The sequence below is a fragment of the Marivirga lumbricoides genome (genome assembly GCF_014636295.1).
Lineage (GTDB): Bacteria > Bacteroidota > Bacteroidia > Cytophagales > Cyclobacteriaceae > Marivirga > Marivirga lumbricoides.
In genome coordinates this window covers 20,672-36,483 of record NZ_BMEC01000025.1, presented here as the reverse complement: position 1 = coordinate 36,483, position 15,812 = coordinate 20,672, and the positions used below count along the sequence as shown (strand labels likewise).

The window sequence follows — 15,812 nt, the reverse complement described above, 5'->3', positions numbered from 1 at the left end:
AACCTGGAAGTACTCAAGAATGCCTTCAGGCAAAAACAACTCAATTAAACCCTGATCCACTTTAACTTTTTTTTTGTGCAAAGTTAATCCTTCATCTATAAATCCCCAGATTTTCAGATTGATCCAAGATTAGTCAAAACTGTTAAAATGCTAAATATTTGATTTTACTCTATTATCAGTTAAAAACCATTGTAATGCTGAGTTTTCATCTTTGAATAACTTTGTAATGAAGTGCAAATAGTTTTCATCAGTGTTTACTTCATTTACTTTACCGGAAGCATATTGGGAAATTGGCGCAATAATGGCCTGATGTGTTATACCCAGTGCCTCGTATTGCGGATTCACTACCTTATTAATCCAATCTACTTCTTCATCTCTGATCAATTCCAAATCCCGGGTATCTCCCAATAGAAGAAATTTATTTTGGTGCTCCAGCCTTATATTAGATAAATGTTTTTTATATATCTGAAACGAATTACCGATTAAGTCTCTGAAAACTATAGGATTAAATATGCCTCTCCATACTTCTTTTATGTATGGGATGCCATCAATTTCTTCTACAGTAATTCTTAATTTTGGGTGTGTATAAAGTCTCATCTCTTTTTGTTTATTAATTTGAACGGGAGTACTTCTCATTTAATTTCATTAAATACCAGTAATCCATCTCAATCAAACGAGTGCCTCTCTAAGGGGAGAGCAGACTGAGGTCACTATTAAAATATTGCGAAAAGAACCATCATTTTTAGATGATTGCGCAATTGTATGGCAATATAATACAAAAAAAGGAATCAAAATAAATTGATTCCTTCAATGTTAAAAAAAATTAAAGTAGAATTAATATTATTACTTTCCTTTTTTGTTTTTTGTTTTTTTAGCTTCTTCACTGGCCTTCATGGCTTCCTGCAGTCTTTGCTGAAATTTAGAAGTCTTCTTATTTACATTTTTCTTTTTGTTCTCCTCCAGAATAGCTTTAATCTTATCTTCATCTATCATTCTTCTGATTAAAGTCTGCTGACCGAATGTGATAATGTTAGCCACAAAATAGTAGAAGCTTAATGCTGCTGCAAAATTATTCAATACAAACATGAACACTATTGGCATGATATACTGAATGTTCTTCATTGGTCCCTGTACTGAGCTCACCTGACCCTGAGACCAGGTAATTAATAAAGTGGATAAAGTCATCAGGATGGTAAATAAACTTACGTGGTCACCATAAAATGGAATGGTGAAGGGTAAAGTTGCGATACTATCATAGCTTGATAAATCCGTTGCCCACAAGAAACTTTCCTGCCTTAGCTCAATTGAGCTCGGGAAGAAATAGAACATGGCAAATAGAATAGGCATCTGAAGCAAAAGGGGAATACAACCTGAGAGAGGGTTTACACCCACTTTTTGGTAAAGCTGCATTTGTTCCGCCTGCGCCTTTTGCATATCTCCACCATGCTTTTCTTTAATTTCATCTAACTGAGGCTTTAAAACCTTAGTTTTAGCCATTGAAACGTAAGACTTGTAAGAAAGAGGAGATAATGCCAACTTGATCAGGAATACCAGAATGATGATGATGATACCATAATTGCTAATGAACTTCTCCAGAACATGAAATACATTAATGATGATGTATTTGTTTACAAGGCTGATAGGGAACCAACCAAGATAAATGTTCTCTTCAAAATCAGGAGCTACACTCTGTAATATTTTATAATTGTTGGGGCCATAGTAATATTTAAAAGCCAGAGCATTTTCCTTTACTTCTGCCAAAGGCAACTCCACTTTAACCTGTCCCGTTTTAACAAACTCATCTGATAAGCCTATGCTGGAAACCTTGGCTTCAGCACGCTGCATCGGAATTTCAGAAATTAAAGCGGCATTGAAGAAATTCTGCTTGAAAGAAAACCATTTAAGGGGGTCAACAATAGCTTCTTCATCAGTTTCGTCTGCTTCACTTAAACCATCTTTACCTTCTTCTACAGAATAATAATTAATGGTAGCCTTCCGTTGGCTTTGCTCAGGGTCTTTTTCATACCTTCGCATTTTCTTATTCCAGATAAATGTGAATTTATCTCCCGTAATTTCATTGGAAAAACCATTAAGCTTTATGCCGTATCCTATTTCATAATGTTCTCCTGAAAGAGTGTATATCTGCTCTACGTTTTTACCATTTCCTAATTCAGCTCTGAAAGTTAATTGAACCGTATCTCCAGGAGCAATAGTTGCAGAAGGTTTATCTACTAACTGATAATTTAACTCATTTAAGTCAATAACGCCCGTTGCAGTATTTACCAAAAGCTGCTTTTTGTCCAGTTCTGCTTCTGCTAAAATTAAAGGTTCGCCTTCATAAGTTTTGTAATTTTTTAATTCCAGGTTACTTATGTTAGCCCCTTTACTATCAAAAGTTACATTAATAACTTCAGTATTAAAGTTATAGGCTTGAGATTCACCTTCTGCTGCAGGAGCAAACACTCCAAATTTAGCTCTTAAAGCCTCATTTCTAACGGAGTCATTACCTGTTGCTTCTACTGTATTTTGGGTGTTCTCAGCTGATAAATTCTCTGTCTCAATAGTATCACTTACTGCTTCAACTGTGTTGGTATCTGTGTTTTCTGCAGGTTGGGGAGCCTCCGCAAAAAACCAAAAATACCCTATCAGTAAGATGGATATAAGGATGAGTCCTGTCGCTTGATTTTTTTCCATTTAACTATATTAATTCGATTCTGATAATATTTTATGCTCTAAACTAGCTTTAACAAAGCGCACAAATAGCGGGTGCGGATTGAGTACTGTACTTTTTAATTCCGGATGAAATTGAGTGCCTACAAACCATGGGTGTTCAGGTATTTCTATAATTTCAACCAAATTGGAATCAGGGTTAATACCGCTGGCGATCATTCCCAATTCTTCAAATTTCTGCAAATATCTGTTATTAAATTCGTATCTGTGTCTATGGCGCTCATTAATTTTACCTTTTCCATATGCAAGGTAAGCTTTTGTTCCTTTTTTTAGTTCGCAAGGGTAGGAGCCTAAACGCATGGTGCCACCTTTTAAGGTGATGTTCTTCTGATCCGGCATTAAAGCAATCACAGGATTTTTAGTTTTTTCATCCATTTCTATAGAGGCTGCATTTTTCAGGTTCAACACATTGCGTGCAAATTCTACTACAGCACACTGCATACCTAAACAGATACCAAAGAATGGCATATTGTTTTCTCTGGCAAACTTAATAGCGGTAATTTTTCCTTCAATACCTCTCTCGCCAAAGCCTGGTGCCACTAAAATGCCATGCATGTTGGCAAATAGCTCCTCTACATTATTCTCATTTATTTCTTCTGAATGAATCCACTTGATGTGTACTTTGGTTTCATTTTGTGTTCCGGCATGGATGAAAGCTTCAGTAATTGACTTATACGCATCAGGAAGCTCAATATATTTACCTACTAATGCTATATGTATTTCAGAAATTGGATTCTTTAACCTTCCTAGAAAATCTTTCCACTGTGTTAGTTCCGGCTCAATTTTGTGAGATAGTTTCAATTTAGCTAAAACGCGTTCGTCCAGTTTTTCTTTACGCATAAGTAGTGGAACATCGTAAATGGAGTCAGCATCCATCGCCTCTATAACTGAATTGACATTCACGTTACAGAATTGAGCTATTTTCTTTCTGATATCGTGTGGCAATTTGTGTTCAGTTCGGCAAACCAATATGTCTGGCTGAATTCCTGATTCCAATAACTGCTTTACTGCATGCTGAGTAGGTTTTGTTTTTAATTCACCTGCAGCTTTCAAATAAGGAACCAATGTAAGGTTGATTACCAGGTAATTATTACTACCTACATCCCATCTTACCTGTCGGATCGCTTCGATAAAAGGTAGTGATTCAATATCTCCTACGCAACCTCCAATTTCTGTGATAACAATGTCATATTCATTGTTTTCAGCTACAGAATAAATATTTCTTTTTATTTCATCAGTAATATGGGGAATTACCTGCACAGTTTTGCCTAAATAAGCACCTTCGCGTTCTTTGGTGATAACATTATTGTAAATTCTACCGGTAGTTACGTTGTTTGCCTGAGAGGTACTAATGTTCAGAAACCTTTCGTAGTGGCCTAAATCCAAATCTGTTTCTGCTCCATCATCGGTAACAAAGCATTCCCCATGTTCGTAGGGATTCAATGTTCCGGGATCAATATTTATATAAGGATCGAGTTTTTGGATAGTTACTGAAAAGCCTCTTGCCTGCAATAGTTTTGCAAGTGAAGCAGCAATAATTCCTTTACCTAATGATGATGTAACACCTCCAGTTACGAAGATGTATTTAGTTGTTTTTTGAGAAGCCATAAGATTTGTTGAAGTCGCCTTTGTACTTATGGGATACAAAGGTAAGAGAAGCTTTTAAAAATGAGTAATTAATATTGATAATTATATAACGTTTATTTTTATTGGTTGCCAAAGGGCTACTAACTAACGACTTAAATTTTACCTGCTTTTGTATCAGTACCCAAATTGACAAGAATATATGATTTCGAATGTTTTTTGCTTTTCTTCTGATATAATTAAGATAAGGTTACATTTATTGGGGGCTATTGCTTCCTGCTATTCAATTAAAATGCACATTCGGAAAATATCAATCTAAAATTTTAAATATGTCACCTTCTTCGAGCGCTTTAATAGAGGAATAAGATCTGATCTCGGTAAGTGTTAAATCTACCGGCCCTAAATGCTCAGTTGCTATTAAAGCATTTGTTTCTGTTCTAATCCAGTTTTCCCAGGTAAATTCTACACCCCCTAAAGGAATAATCTGCACCCACATTTTTACGGCAAATGGCAATCCTGAAGATTTATCTACCAGCCATTGATAGGAGTCTCCAGGCGTAATTCCACCCGATGTGTAAGTTACCAATAAGCTTTCAGTTTCAGGATTTTCTGTGTCAACATATAACCTTTCGGTTCCAGAGTCTCTTATCTTTGCGATAGGGTTAAGCCAAAATGAATCATTGGCCCAGTATTCATAAGCTTCTTTTACTAATTCCGCAGTTGCGGCAGAATCTTTTATCTGCTTTCCTTTTACAATTGCTTTTCCTGTTACTGTGTTAAGGTTTATATATATATCGTATTCTTCCCAGGAAACTTTAGCCAGGTGTCTATCTTTATCCCATATATGCTGATGTTTATTGGCAAAATTCCAGCTAATTACTCCGGTCTCTTTCCAGGCAGAGTCATTTACAGCTTGTAACATTTTATCAGCCAGGTTTTCTGCTTTTATGCCCGGTTCTCCATCAGGAAGTGGCTTATCTAAAATCCAATAAGTAATGACCCCTATTGCTGTAAATGCTACCAATATGATTAAAATCCATTTTAAGGCTTTCATCTTGATTTAAATTTCTATAGGTTTTTTAAAATGGGATATAAATAAGTTTCTTGGTTTCAAAAAAATCCTCTTTAAAATATTCCGAAAGTTGAACTTCCTGGTAAGGTCTTTTTATTTCTGCCATTTCTTCCTCCAGATCGCCACCTTTAAGAGCTAAAATAGCAGTTTCTCTTTTCGCATCAGTTGCCACTAACTTTTGGTGTACCCAGGGTATAAAATTATTCATTCTGGTAACAGCCCTGCTTACAACATAATCAAAATTTCCTTTTACTTTTTCAGCTCGCTGGTGGAGTGCTGTAATATTTTGTAGCCCTATACTTTTTGCTACCTCGTTAACTACTGTAATTTTTTTACCTATAGAATCCACCAAGGTAAATTGTGCATTGGGGAATAATATAGCCAACGGAATTCCGGGAAAGCCGCCACCAGTTCCCACATCCAAAATTTTCTTGTTATTCAGGTCTGTAAATTTTGCAATGGCTAATGCATGAAGCACATGCCTTTCATAAAAGTGGTCTAAATCTTTTCTGGAAATTACATTTATTTTTTCGTTCCAGTGCTGATACAATTCTCCTAAGGCATCTATTTGAGATTGTTGTTGAACACTTAATTCAGGAAAGTAGTTTCCAATAATCTTACTGGAATCCATCTTAAAAGTTAGTTTCTTTCCCTTCAATCAATTCTCTCATTAACTCTCTTGATCGATGCAACTGAGCTTTAATAGTACCTAATGGAGAATCCAGTTCTGTTGCTATTTCTTCATAAGATAGCTCCTGAAAATATCTTAATTTAACCAATCGCTGGTATTTTGAAGGTAATTTATCCACAAACATTCTCATCAGCTGGATACGCTGGTCTTTGATAGCGCTATCCTGAGGTGTTAAATTTCTGTCTTCTATATCTATACCTACAGCATCTCCATTATCATCAGTGTAGGAAGAGTGAATACTGATGGTACGCAACTTCTTTTTACGAATAAAATCTATGGCATTGTTTGTGGCAATTCTGAAAAGCCATGTACTGAATGTATAATCTTTTTTGAATCGATGTAAGCTTTTAAAAGCTTTGGAAAAGGCTTCAATGGTTAAATCTTCGGCATCATCTACATTTCTTACCATTTTAAGAACCATGTGATAAACAGGTTTCTTGTATCGCTTCATTAACTCAGCGTATGCCATTTGATCTTTGGCTAAAACTGCCTGATCTATCAGTCTAAAATCTTTTAAAGCTTTTTCTGAAAAATTTCTATTCTTATTTATCTCCATTTAACCTTTTTTGACAGTAGTGCATGGATGCCTATGATCCAATAATAAAAAATAAAAATAATTTCTAAAATTGGGAGCAGCCTCAGTTTATTATATTCTCCAAACTTAATGCTAACTTTATAAAACACGACATATTGTCCTATAATCCTTAACATCATAAGAAGAGTGACTAAAAAAAATGTTGTGGTATTCGTTACACCTAAAACAAATATAAAGAATATCCATAACATTGTTTGTGAGAAATGAAAAACTCCTAATCTCAACTGATCTTTTTTTCTATAGTACTTACCTACTGAAAGATGTCTGGTTTTTTGTGTTACAAATGCTTTAATATCAGTTTTAGGTTGTGAAAATGTAGTTGAATCCTTTTCGATACAAATTCGTGTGTTTCTGCTATTACTTAATCTATTTACAAACAAATCATCATCTCCACCGGTAATTTCCGAGTAACTATTAAATCCCTTATTTCTTAAAAACAGCGATTTTCTGTACGATAGATTACGACCTATACCCATGTAAGGTTTCTTATTTAATGCAAGAGATAAGTATAAAATTGCAGTTTGAATAGTTTCAAAGCGAATAAAAGCATTTAGTAAACCTGCCTTTTTCTCATATAAAGAAGCACCTAATACTAATGAGGTTTCATCCTTATAAGAATGTGCCATTTTGGCAATCCAATTTTTACTATTCACTCTACAGTCGGCATCAGTAAGTAGTATTATCTCATGTCGGGCAGCTTTGATTCCTTCTGAAAGCGCATATTTTTTAGAATTAAAATGATCTGGAGTTTTTTCTATTCGATTTATTTGTAGGTGCTGATAGGTTTCCTGAACCTTCTTTAACCATTCATAAGAACCATCTTGAGACCTGTCATCCATAATAATTACCTCAAAATCAGGATAATCCTGTTTCAATATACCCTCCAGATTTGATTTAAGATTATGCAATTCATTGTGAGCGCATATTATTACAGAAACAGGGGAGGGGTTAAAATGTACTTCAGAACCGTGAGTATAATAAGCTAATTTAAGAAAATAGCGTACTAAAAAATAAGATTGAATAGCGTAAAATAAGCAAAAACCATAAAATGAAAAGTGAGAAAAGGGCATGAGGTGAAATATCTTTTTGCTAATCAGGGCAAATATATTGGAAATTAAAATTATAAATTCTTAAGAAGCTATAATTTTGCACTCCTATGCAATTTACCATTTCCAATAAAGATAAAAATTCTAAAGCCAGGGCGGGTGAAATCCTTACAGCTCATGGTACTATTCAAACTCCCATTTTTATGCCGGTAGGAACAGCCGGCTCAGTTAAAGCCGTTCATCAACGAGAACTACATGATGATATTAAGGCACAGATAATTTTGGGCAACACCTATCATCTGTACCTAAGGCCGGGATTGGAAATTCTGGAAAAGGCAGGTGGTCTTCATAAGTTCAATGGTTGGGATAAGCCTATTTTAACAGATAGTGGCGGCTATCAGGTATATAGTCTTTCAGGCACAAGGAAAATAAAGGAGAAGGGGGTTACTTTTAAATCACATATTGATGGTTCCACTCATGTGTTTAGTCCGGAATATGTGATGGATATTCAACGTAAAATAGGGGCAGATATCATCATGGCTTTTGATGAATGCACACCCTATCCTTGTGAATACGAATATGCACGCAAGTCAATGGAAATGACGCACCGATGGTTGGATAGGTGTATTGAAAGGTTTGATTCTACAGAGGGAATTTACGGCTATGAACAAACCTTATTCCCTATTGTGCAAGGATCTACCTACAAAGATTTAAGAAAGCAATCGGCTGAGGTAATAGCTTCTAAAAATCAGGCGGGAAATGCCATAGGAGGATTGTCAGTAGGAGAGCCTGCAGAGATGATGTACGAAATGACGGAGTTAGTTTGCGATATACTTCCTGCTGATAAGCCCAGATACTTAATGGGGGTAGGAACTCCAGCCAATATTTTAGAAGGCATTGCTTTAGGGGTAGATATGTTTGATTGTGTGATGCCCACCAGAAATGCCAGAAACGGAATGCTTTTCACTACTGAAGGCATCATTAATATCAGGAATAAAAAATGGGAAGATGATTTCTCTCCTATCGATCCGGGACTCACAGGTTATGTTGATACATTTTATTCTAAAGCTTATTTACGCCATTTAATGATTTCCAAAGAGATTTTGGGTGCGCAGATTGCCAGTATTCACAACCTCGCTTTTTATCTTTGGTTGGTGGAAAATGCCAGAAAGCAAATAATAGCAGGAACTTTCTTTGAGTGGAAAGAAAAAATGGTCAGAAAATTGATGGAGAGGATATAAGTTTCGGAAACGATAGATAATTCTTTTATTTCTCTCTTTTTCTATAGCTTTTAAACTTACTTTAAAGCAAATACAAGATAAACAAAGTATGAAAATTTTAGATTGGTATATTCTTAAAAGGTTTCTTTCCACTTTTATTTTTGTTGTAGGGATTATATTGGCCATAGTAGTGGTAATAGACTATACTGAGAAGAATGACGACTTCATGAAGCATAGTCTTACTTTTATTGACATTTTACCGTATTATGGAGCTTTCGTTCCCTGGATTGCCAACCTGATTACCCCAATCACTATTTTTATTGCTACTGTTTTTGTTACCTCCAAAATGGCAGGCCATACTGAAATTATAGCCATGCTTGCAGGTGGAATGAGTTTCAGAAGGTTCATGCGTCCCTACTTTATCGGAGCGGGTATTATTGCTGTATTTAGCTTTTTCCTTAACTCTTATGTTATTCCTCAGGCTAACAAAACCCGGATTGCTTTTGAAATTGCGTATACCAAAAAACCATTTTACTTCAACGACAGAAATATTCACCTGAAAATAGCTCCTGAAATTTACGCTTATATGGAAAGCTATAATAACCAGCGTGATGTTGGGTACAGGTTTACGCTTGAGAAAATTACTGACAGAGAGTTGAAAGAAAAGTTAAGCGCCAGAAGAATAGAGTGGGATTCTGTAAAAAACAGTTGGGTAATTAAGGACTGGGAATTAAGAACTATTGATGGTTTTAAGGAAAAAGTTACCTTCGGAACAGAGATGGACACTGTCTTAAACTTTACACCTAACGACTTCGAGAACAATCATGGCTTGCAGGAAACTCTCACCATGGCTGAACTGAATGATTATATCTCACTTCTGCGGGAAAGAGGTGCAGATAACGTTAAAATTTATTTGATTGAACGATACATCCGCTACATGTCACCTTTTGCCGCTTTAATTCTCACTTTTATAGGTGTAATTTTATCTTCTAAAAAAACCAGGGGAGGTACTGGGGGGCAAATAGCTTTGGGTTTCGTGATCGCATTTGTGTTTATCATATTTTTCATATTAAGTAAAGCAATAGCGGAAAACTCCACTTTAAATCCTATTTTAGCGGTTTGGTCCCCGAATATAATTTTTAGTATAGTAGGATTAATACTCTATAAATACGTTCCTCGATGAACAATGAATTAAAAAGTTATTTTAAGCTGCATTTTATTGTTTTAATATGGGGATTTACAGCCATATTAGGTTTGTTAATTGTCATTCCTCCAGTGGAAGTGGTACTTTTCAGAACTTTAATCGCTACAGTTTTACTTGGCAGCATCCTACTTATCAGGAAAAGAAATTTTGCCATCGGCAGAATGGAAATATTGAAAATAATAGGAACAGGTTTTGTGATAGCAGCGCATTGGCTTTTGTTTTTCAGTGCCGCCAGGGTGTCTACAGCTTCAGTATGTCTTGCGGGTATTGCCACATGCTCATTCTGGACCAGCTTAATTGAACCTTTGGTAACTAAGAGAAAAGTTAAAATATATGAGGTGATTTTAGGAGTAGTAGTAATTTCCGGCCTCTACATTATTTTCAGTTTTGAATTTCAGTATGCACTTGGTATAGTAATGGCTATTGCATCAGCAATGCTGGCCAGTGTTTTTACAGTGTTTAACGGAATATTTACGCATCGCCATAGTCCTTATATAATAACATTTTATGAAATGCTTGGTGCTTTTTTAGGAACAGTACTTTTTATTCCTATATACATTACCTACTTCAGCAGTGCACCTCTTTCTCTCTTTCCATCAGGTACAGATTGGTTTTACCTGCTTATTTTAGCAGGAATCTGTACCGTTTATGCCTTTTCAGCTTCTGTACAGATTCAGCAGGTTTTAAGTGCTTTCGTGGTAAACCTTACAGTTAATTTGGAACCTGTTTATGGAATTATACTGGCGTTTCTTATTTTTGGCGAGAAAGAAGAAATGTCTCCGGGGTTTTACATGGGAACATTTGTAATTTTGCTCTCCGTTCTTTCTTATCCATTAATCAATAAAATGGCTAAGAGAAAGGCACTACAGAGTGATATGATACGTTAAATCTTTATTTTACTGTGAAACATTTTTTAGTATACTCCTTCATACTCTTTAGTCTCCAGCTTTCAGCACAGACAAAAAATGTGCAATTGAAGGCTCCTGAATTAGTAGAGGTTGAAGTTAATGATCAGGTTGTTTTTAAAGTTGAGTGGTCAGCCAAAGATAAAAGTGGCTTTAACCTTACATGGAAAAGCGATGTTCCCGAAGCTAAATTTGATACGCAGGAGATGGAATTTTTTTGGCAACCTAAAAAGGATGATAGTGGCTTATTCAGAGCCTGGTTTTATGTAAAAGATTCTGTAGGGGAAATTGTAGATGAGGCACAAACATTAATAAAGGTTCAGGAGCTGAAGCAATTACCACGCTTTACTATGTATCCCGATTCCCTTAGGCAAAGGCCTTATATCAAGTTATTGCAAGGTGAGCATTATAGAATGGAATTTGTGGCAAATAGCCCTACCACAAGTGATGAATCCTTAATTTTAAGTTACATTTTAGATAATAATACGGATTTAAAGAGCTTTGATAACAGTGAATTCCACATCATAGGGAATAGAATTATGATGGATTGGGAGCCTTCGCAGCAACAGGCTGATAGAAAGTATTTTGAGATGGAGCTTATTGCGGTAGATGCTAACAACTTGGCAGGAAGAGCCAAATATAGATTCCAAATCATAGACCAAAACCTTCCACCTAAATTAAGAAATAATATTAATGATACTTATATTATCACTGCAGACCAGGGTTTGGAGATTGATTTTTCTGTGATTGATCAGGATAATGATCCTATTTCTTATCAGATGGATGTACCTGTAACTACCGGAAACCCTCATATCAATACTTCCGGTAAATTTTCCTGGTATTTAACATCGGCAGAAATGTCCAAAATGGGCTCAATTTTTCCTTTAAAGATTAAGTTGAGAGCGCAGGATATGGATCATCCTGAAGATTTTGTAGAGAAAGAAATTACCATATTAAAGAGCGATAAAAATGATCCTCCTGTAATTACTAAACTCACCAATTTAACTGTTAGAGAAGGATATGCTGTTCAGAAGAGAGTATTTATTAAAGACAATAACCATGAGCTTTCCGATTTAACTTTTGAACTTGATAATGAGCCTGACTGGCTTTATTTACAGCAAGAAGGATCCAGATTGTTTTTGATGAGTGATACGATTGGTTTTGATTTGGTAAAAGCTGATGGAATTCCTGTTCAATATGATGTATTGTTCAAGGTGACTGATCCTGAAGGTGCTTTTGATAGTGAGTTTTTTACTGTAACTGTGAACCAGGGTGTAAATACCGTAGAGGTGTATAGGGATTTGGATAGATACCAGAGAGAAACAGATGCTTTACTGGTAGGTTTAAGGAAAAAGATCAATGAATTGGAAGATAAGTCACAGAAAAAGAGGAGTTTAAAGAATACGCTGCTATTTTCTACCTTCTTTTTAGGTACTTATAGTGCTACAGGGTCTTTTTTTGATGACAAAACAGTAGCAAGACAATTAGTGCCATATGCCGGGGCTTTGTTGGCTATTTCAAGTAGTATTAACGCATTGGCTTTTAACCAGGAAGGAAAAATTAATTCATTGATTATACAGTTAGGGGACATTGAAAAAACCATTATCAGGAACAAAAGCTATCTGAAAACCTATTCTGTGGAAGATGAAAATGATGATGAACTTCGAAATAACGAGCTGGTTAACCGCATCCAGTCTTACAGGCAATCACTCATTGAACAACGTATTGAGTTGGAAAGACTTGAACAGGAATATAAAGAACTTAACTACGTACAAAGACGCATTAAACGCTATAAAAGAAGGGGTAGAATTAATGAATTAAAGTGGAATTTTATTAATATGTAAAGTAAGCAATATGCTTCTTATCCTTTTTCTTCAGTTCAAGCTTTATGTAGGATGCCTAAAAACCTATACTTATTCTGTTAGCGGTTTCTTTATTGAAGGGGAGCAACCTTATAAAGCTACAACAAGACTTCTTGATCAACTATTTCACTAGTAGTAGATTCCTTAAATAATCCGTATAAAGTAGAGCCACTGCCTGTCATAGAAGCATAAATGGCACCGGCATCATATAGCTTATTTTTGAGAATAGCTAAGTTGGGATATAGCCTAAATACAGACTCTTCAAAATCATTTTTCAACAGGTTTTCCCATTCACCTATAGGCTTTTTCAATAGAATTTCTTTAACCGAAGTCTTGGGTTTTTTGGGTGCAATTCCACCATAAGCTTCTTTTGTGCCAATGTGTATACCAGGGTATACCAAGCCTAAAAAATATCCTTTCAGATTTAATGATACAGGTTCAAAAATTTCTCCTCTTCCACTTACTAATTGTGGTTGGTTTTGAATAAAAAAAGGACAATCGCTCCCTAACTTCAGGGCATATTCTTCAAGGGTTTTATCAGAAAGCTTTAAATCGAAATACTCATTCAAAAGTTTTAGCATAAAAGCGCCATTAGCAGAACCACCACCCAGTCCGGCTCCCATAGGAATTGCTTTATGTAAAATAATAGCCATTTCAGGTAGCTTAAAATCTTTATTGAGCATTTGATAGGCTTTCCATATCAAATTATCCTCAGGATCTCCCGGAATGGCAAGGCCTGTGCTTTCAAACGATGCTTTGTTGGCAGGAATGATCTCTAATGCGTCTTTTACAGGAATAGGATAGAAGCAGGAAGAAATATTGTGGTAGCCATCTGTTCTTTTAGAGACGATGTTGAGGCCAAGATTGATTTTAGCGTTAGGAAATACAAGCATACTGTAATAAATCAAAAAAACCTGACAGGTTTACTCCGTCAGGTTTAATATTTTATGGAACTATATTAATATTATTTCATTTGATCGATCATTTCCTCGGAAATACCGGTAAAGGAGTATCCACCATCATGGAATAAGTTTTGCATGGTAACCATTCTGGTGAAATCAGAGAACATCATAATGATATAGTTAGCACATTCTTCTGCAGTGGCATTGCCTAAAGGGGACATCTTTTCTGCAAAGTTAAAGAATGAATCAAATCCGCTAATTCCTGAACCCGCAGTGGTTGGAGTAGGGGACTGAGAAATAGTGTTTACACGTACATTTTTTGTTTTACCAAATCTGTAGCCGTAACTTCTGGCAATAGATTCTAATAATGCTTTGGCATCAGCCATATCATTATAGAATGGGTAAGTACGTTGGGCGGCAATGTAAGATAGGCCAACAATTGACCCCCACTCGTTCATGAGTTCCATTTTATCTGCCACCTGCATCATTTTATGAAAAGATACTGCTGAGATGTCATACGTTTTTTGTAACCAATCATAGTTAAGGTCATGATAAGGCTTTCCTTTCCTTACATTAGGGCTCATGCCAATAGAGTGAAGAATGAAATCAAAATTTCCACCTAATATTTCTTTAGATTGTGTGTAAAGGTTAGTAATGTCTTCAACCGAAGTAGCATCTGCAGGAATTACCTCTGTATTACATTCTTTAGCTAATTCCTGAATTCCCCCCATTCTCATGGCTACAGGTGCATTAGTTAATATAAATTGAGCTCCTTGTTCTTTTGCTTTTATTGCTGTTTTCCAGGCGATAGAATTTTCATCCAACGCACCCGTTATAATCCCTTTTTTTCCGGCTAATAAATTATTTGACATAGTTTTATTTCTTTGTGAGTAGGCAAAAATAGAAATTTATTATCAGTATGGTATAATTGATTTGATTAAAGTTCTTTCTGATGGATACTATTGCTGCAAAATTCCTGAATCACGGTACCAGTCAAATGCTTTTTCCAACCCTTCCCTGAACCTGACCTGTGGTCTGTATCCCAGCAATTGCTGAATTTTAGAGATGTCAGCTTTTGAATGTTTAACATCCCCCGCTCTCTCAGGTCCATAGTTTGGAGATATGTTTTTATTGCTGATATCATTCAATATTGATACCATCTCATTTAAGGTGATCTGATCTCCACAGGCTACATTATAAACCTGGTTGAGGGCATCAGGATTGTCAGTAAATAGTGCTAAATCATTAGCATGCAACGCATTTTCTACAAAAGTAAAATCCCTGCTGGTTTCGCCATCTCCGTTAATAGTGGGCGACTTATCTTCCAAAATAGCTTTACAAAATATCGGGATAACTGCCGCATATGGGTTGTCCGGATTTTGATTGGGGCCAAAAATGTTGAAGTACCTGAGCCCCACAAAGTTTAAACCATAGGTTTTATGAAAAACATCGGCAAAAAGCTCTACTGCAAATTTGGTTACCGCATAAGGGCTTAAAGGATTACCAATAACATCTTCCACTTTAGGGAGTGTAGGGCTATCTCCATATGTGCTGGAAGAACAAGCTAAAACCACCCTGTCGATTTTATTGGTTACCGCTGCATGTAAAATATTTACTGTACCATCAATATTTACCTGTGTACTGCGCATAGGGTTTTGGATAGACCTTGGAACAGAGCCTAAAGCAGCCTGGTGGGTTATCAGATTAAAGCCTTTGGTGAGCTCAACCATTTTATCATAATCGCAGATGTCAGCTTCAAAGAACTCAAATTTAGGATGCGTTTCAAATGGCTTTATGTTGGTATAATATCCATTAGAAAGGTCATCAATAACCCGCACCTTTTCTATTCTTTCATCATTTAAGTATTTCTCTGTTAGATTAGAACCAATAAATCCGGCTCCACCGGTAATAATTAATTTTTTCCTGGACATGCCTTAATATAAATCTCTTCTTATAAATTATGTTCCTGCAAATATAGGAATTGATAAAGGAAAGTGCTCT

14 protein-coding genes are annotated in these 15,812 nt (G+C 35.8%); 4 read left to right on the top strand and 10 right to left on the bottom strand.

What is annotated here, in order from left to right:
* Positions 1 to 150: 150 nt before the first annotated feature.
* From IEV85_RS23985 to IEV85_RS23955, 7 genes are all read right to left on the bottom strand, one after another.
* On the bottom strand, positions 151 to 597 hold the full coding sequence (locus IEV85_RS23985; protein ID WP_188467811.1) for a hypothetical protein: 447 nt from the start codon (positions 595 to 597) through the stop codon (positions 151 to 153).
* A 246-nt stretch (positions 598 to 843) separates the two neighbouring features.
* Positions 844 to 2,694: a membrane protein insertase YidC gene (gene yidC / locus IEV85_RS23980; RefSeq protein WP_188467810.1), complete on the bottom strand. Its 1,851-nt coding sequence runs from the start codon at positions 2,692 to 2,694 to the stop codon at positions 844 to 846.
* Positions 2,695 to 2,703: 9 nt separating this feature from the next.
* Complete coding sequence (pyrG, locus tag IEV85_RS23975) at positions 2,704 to 4,338, bottom strand: CTP synthase (RefSeq protein ID WP_188467809.1); 1,635 nt, start codon at positions 4,336 to 4,338, stop codon at positions 2,704 to 2,706.
* A gap of 286 nt (positions 4,339 to 4,624) precedes the next feature.
* The gene (locus tag IEV85_RS23970; RefSeq protein WP_188467808.1) at positions 4,625 to 5,368 is read right to left on the bottom strand and encodes a hypothetical protein; all 744 of its coding nucleotides are present in this window, start codon (positions 5,366 to 5,368) and stop codon (positions 4,625 to 4,627) included.
* Between the two features lie 25 nt (positions 5,369 to 5,393).
* Entirely contained in the window at positions 5,394 to 6,017 is a 624-nt protein-coding gene (gene rsmG / locus IEV85_RS23965; RefSeq protein ID WP_188467807.1) for a 16S rRNA (guanine(527)-N(7))-methyltransferase RsmG, read from the bottom strand.
* Position 6,018: 1 nt separating this feature from the next.
* Positions 6,019 to 6,633, bottom strand: a complete 615-nt coding sequence (locus IEV85_RS23960; protein WP_188467806.1) for an RNA polymerase sigma factor — start codon at positions 6,631 to 6,633, stop codon at positions 6,019 to 6,021.
* A complete protein-coding gene (locus tag IEV85_RS23955) occupies positions 6,624 to 7,742 on the bottom strand; it encodes a glycosyltransferase (protein ID WP_188467805.1) in 1,119 nt (372 codons plus the stop codon). The genes IEV85_RS23960 and IEV85_RS23955 overlap by 10 nt, the downstream gene beginning before the upstream one ends.
* An 86-nt stretch (positions 7,743 to 7,828) precedes the next feature.
* Between IEV85_RS23955 and tgt the strand changes: the two genes are divergently transcribed.
* The 4 genes from tgt (at position 7,829) to IEV85_RS23935 (ending at position 12,891) form a co-directional block, all read left to right on the top strand.
* A complete protein-coding gene (tgt, locus tag IEV85_RS23950; RefSeq protein ID WP_188467804.1) occupies positions 7,829 to 8,959 on the top strand; it encodes a tRNA guanosine(34) transglycosylase Tgt in 1,131 nt (376 codons plus the stop codon).
* Positions 8,960 to 9,047: 88 nt separating this feature from the next.
* Complete coding sequence (locus IEV85_RS23945) at positions 9,048 to 10,121, top strand: LptF/LptG family permease (protein ID WP_188467803.1); 1,074 nt, start codon at positions 9,048 to 9,050, stop codon at positions 10,119 to 10,121.
* Positions 10,118 to 11,029 carry a DMT family transporter gene (locus tag IEV85_RS23940; protein ID WP_188467802.1) on the top strand — a complete coding sequence of 304 codons (912 nt, stop codon included), beginning with the start codon at positions 10,118 to 10,120 and terminating at the stop codon, positions 11,027 to 11,029. Before IEV85_RS23945 ends, IEV85_RS23940 begins: the two co-directional genes overlap by 4 nt.
* A gap of 14 nt (positions 11,030 to 11,043) precedes the next feature.
* Entirely contained in the window at positions 11,044 to 12,891 is a 1,848-nt protein-coding gene (locus IEV85_RS23935; RefSeq protein WP_188467801.1) for a hypothetical protein, read from the top strand.
* 116 nt (positions 12,892 to 13,007) lie between these two features.
* Here the strand turns inward: IEV85_RS23935 and ispE are convergent, their stop codons facing one another.
* The 3 genes from ispE to IEV85_RS23920 all read right to left on the bottom strand — a co-directional run bounded on the left by ispE (position 13,008) and on the right by IEV85_RS23920 (position 15,742).
* Positions 13,008 to 13,802: a 4-(cytidine 5'-diphospho)-2-C-methyl-D-erythritol kinase gene (gene ispE, locus IEV85_RS23930; protein ID WP_188467800.1), complete on the bottom strand. Its 795-nt coding sequence runs from the start codon at positions 13,800 to 13,802 to the stop codon at positions 13,008 to 13,010.
* 71 nt (positions 13,803 to 13,873) lie between these two features.
* Entirely contained in the window at positions 13,874 to 14,683 is an 810-nt protein-coding gene (locus IEV85_RS23925) for an enoyl-ACP reductase FabI (protein ID WP_188467799.1), read from the bottom strand.
* 87 nt (positions 14,684 to 14,770) lie between these two features.
* Complete coding sequence (locus IEV85_RS23920) at positions 14,771 to 15,742, bottom strand: SDR family oxidoreductase (RefSeq protein ID WP_188467798.1); 972 nt, start codon at positions 15,740 to 15,742, stop codon at positions 14,771 to 14,773.
* Between the last annotated feature and the right edge of the window lie 70 nt (positions 15,743 to 15,812).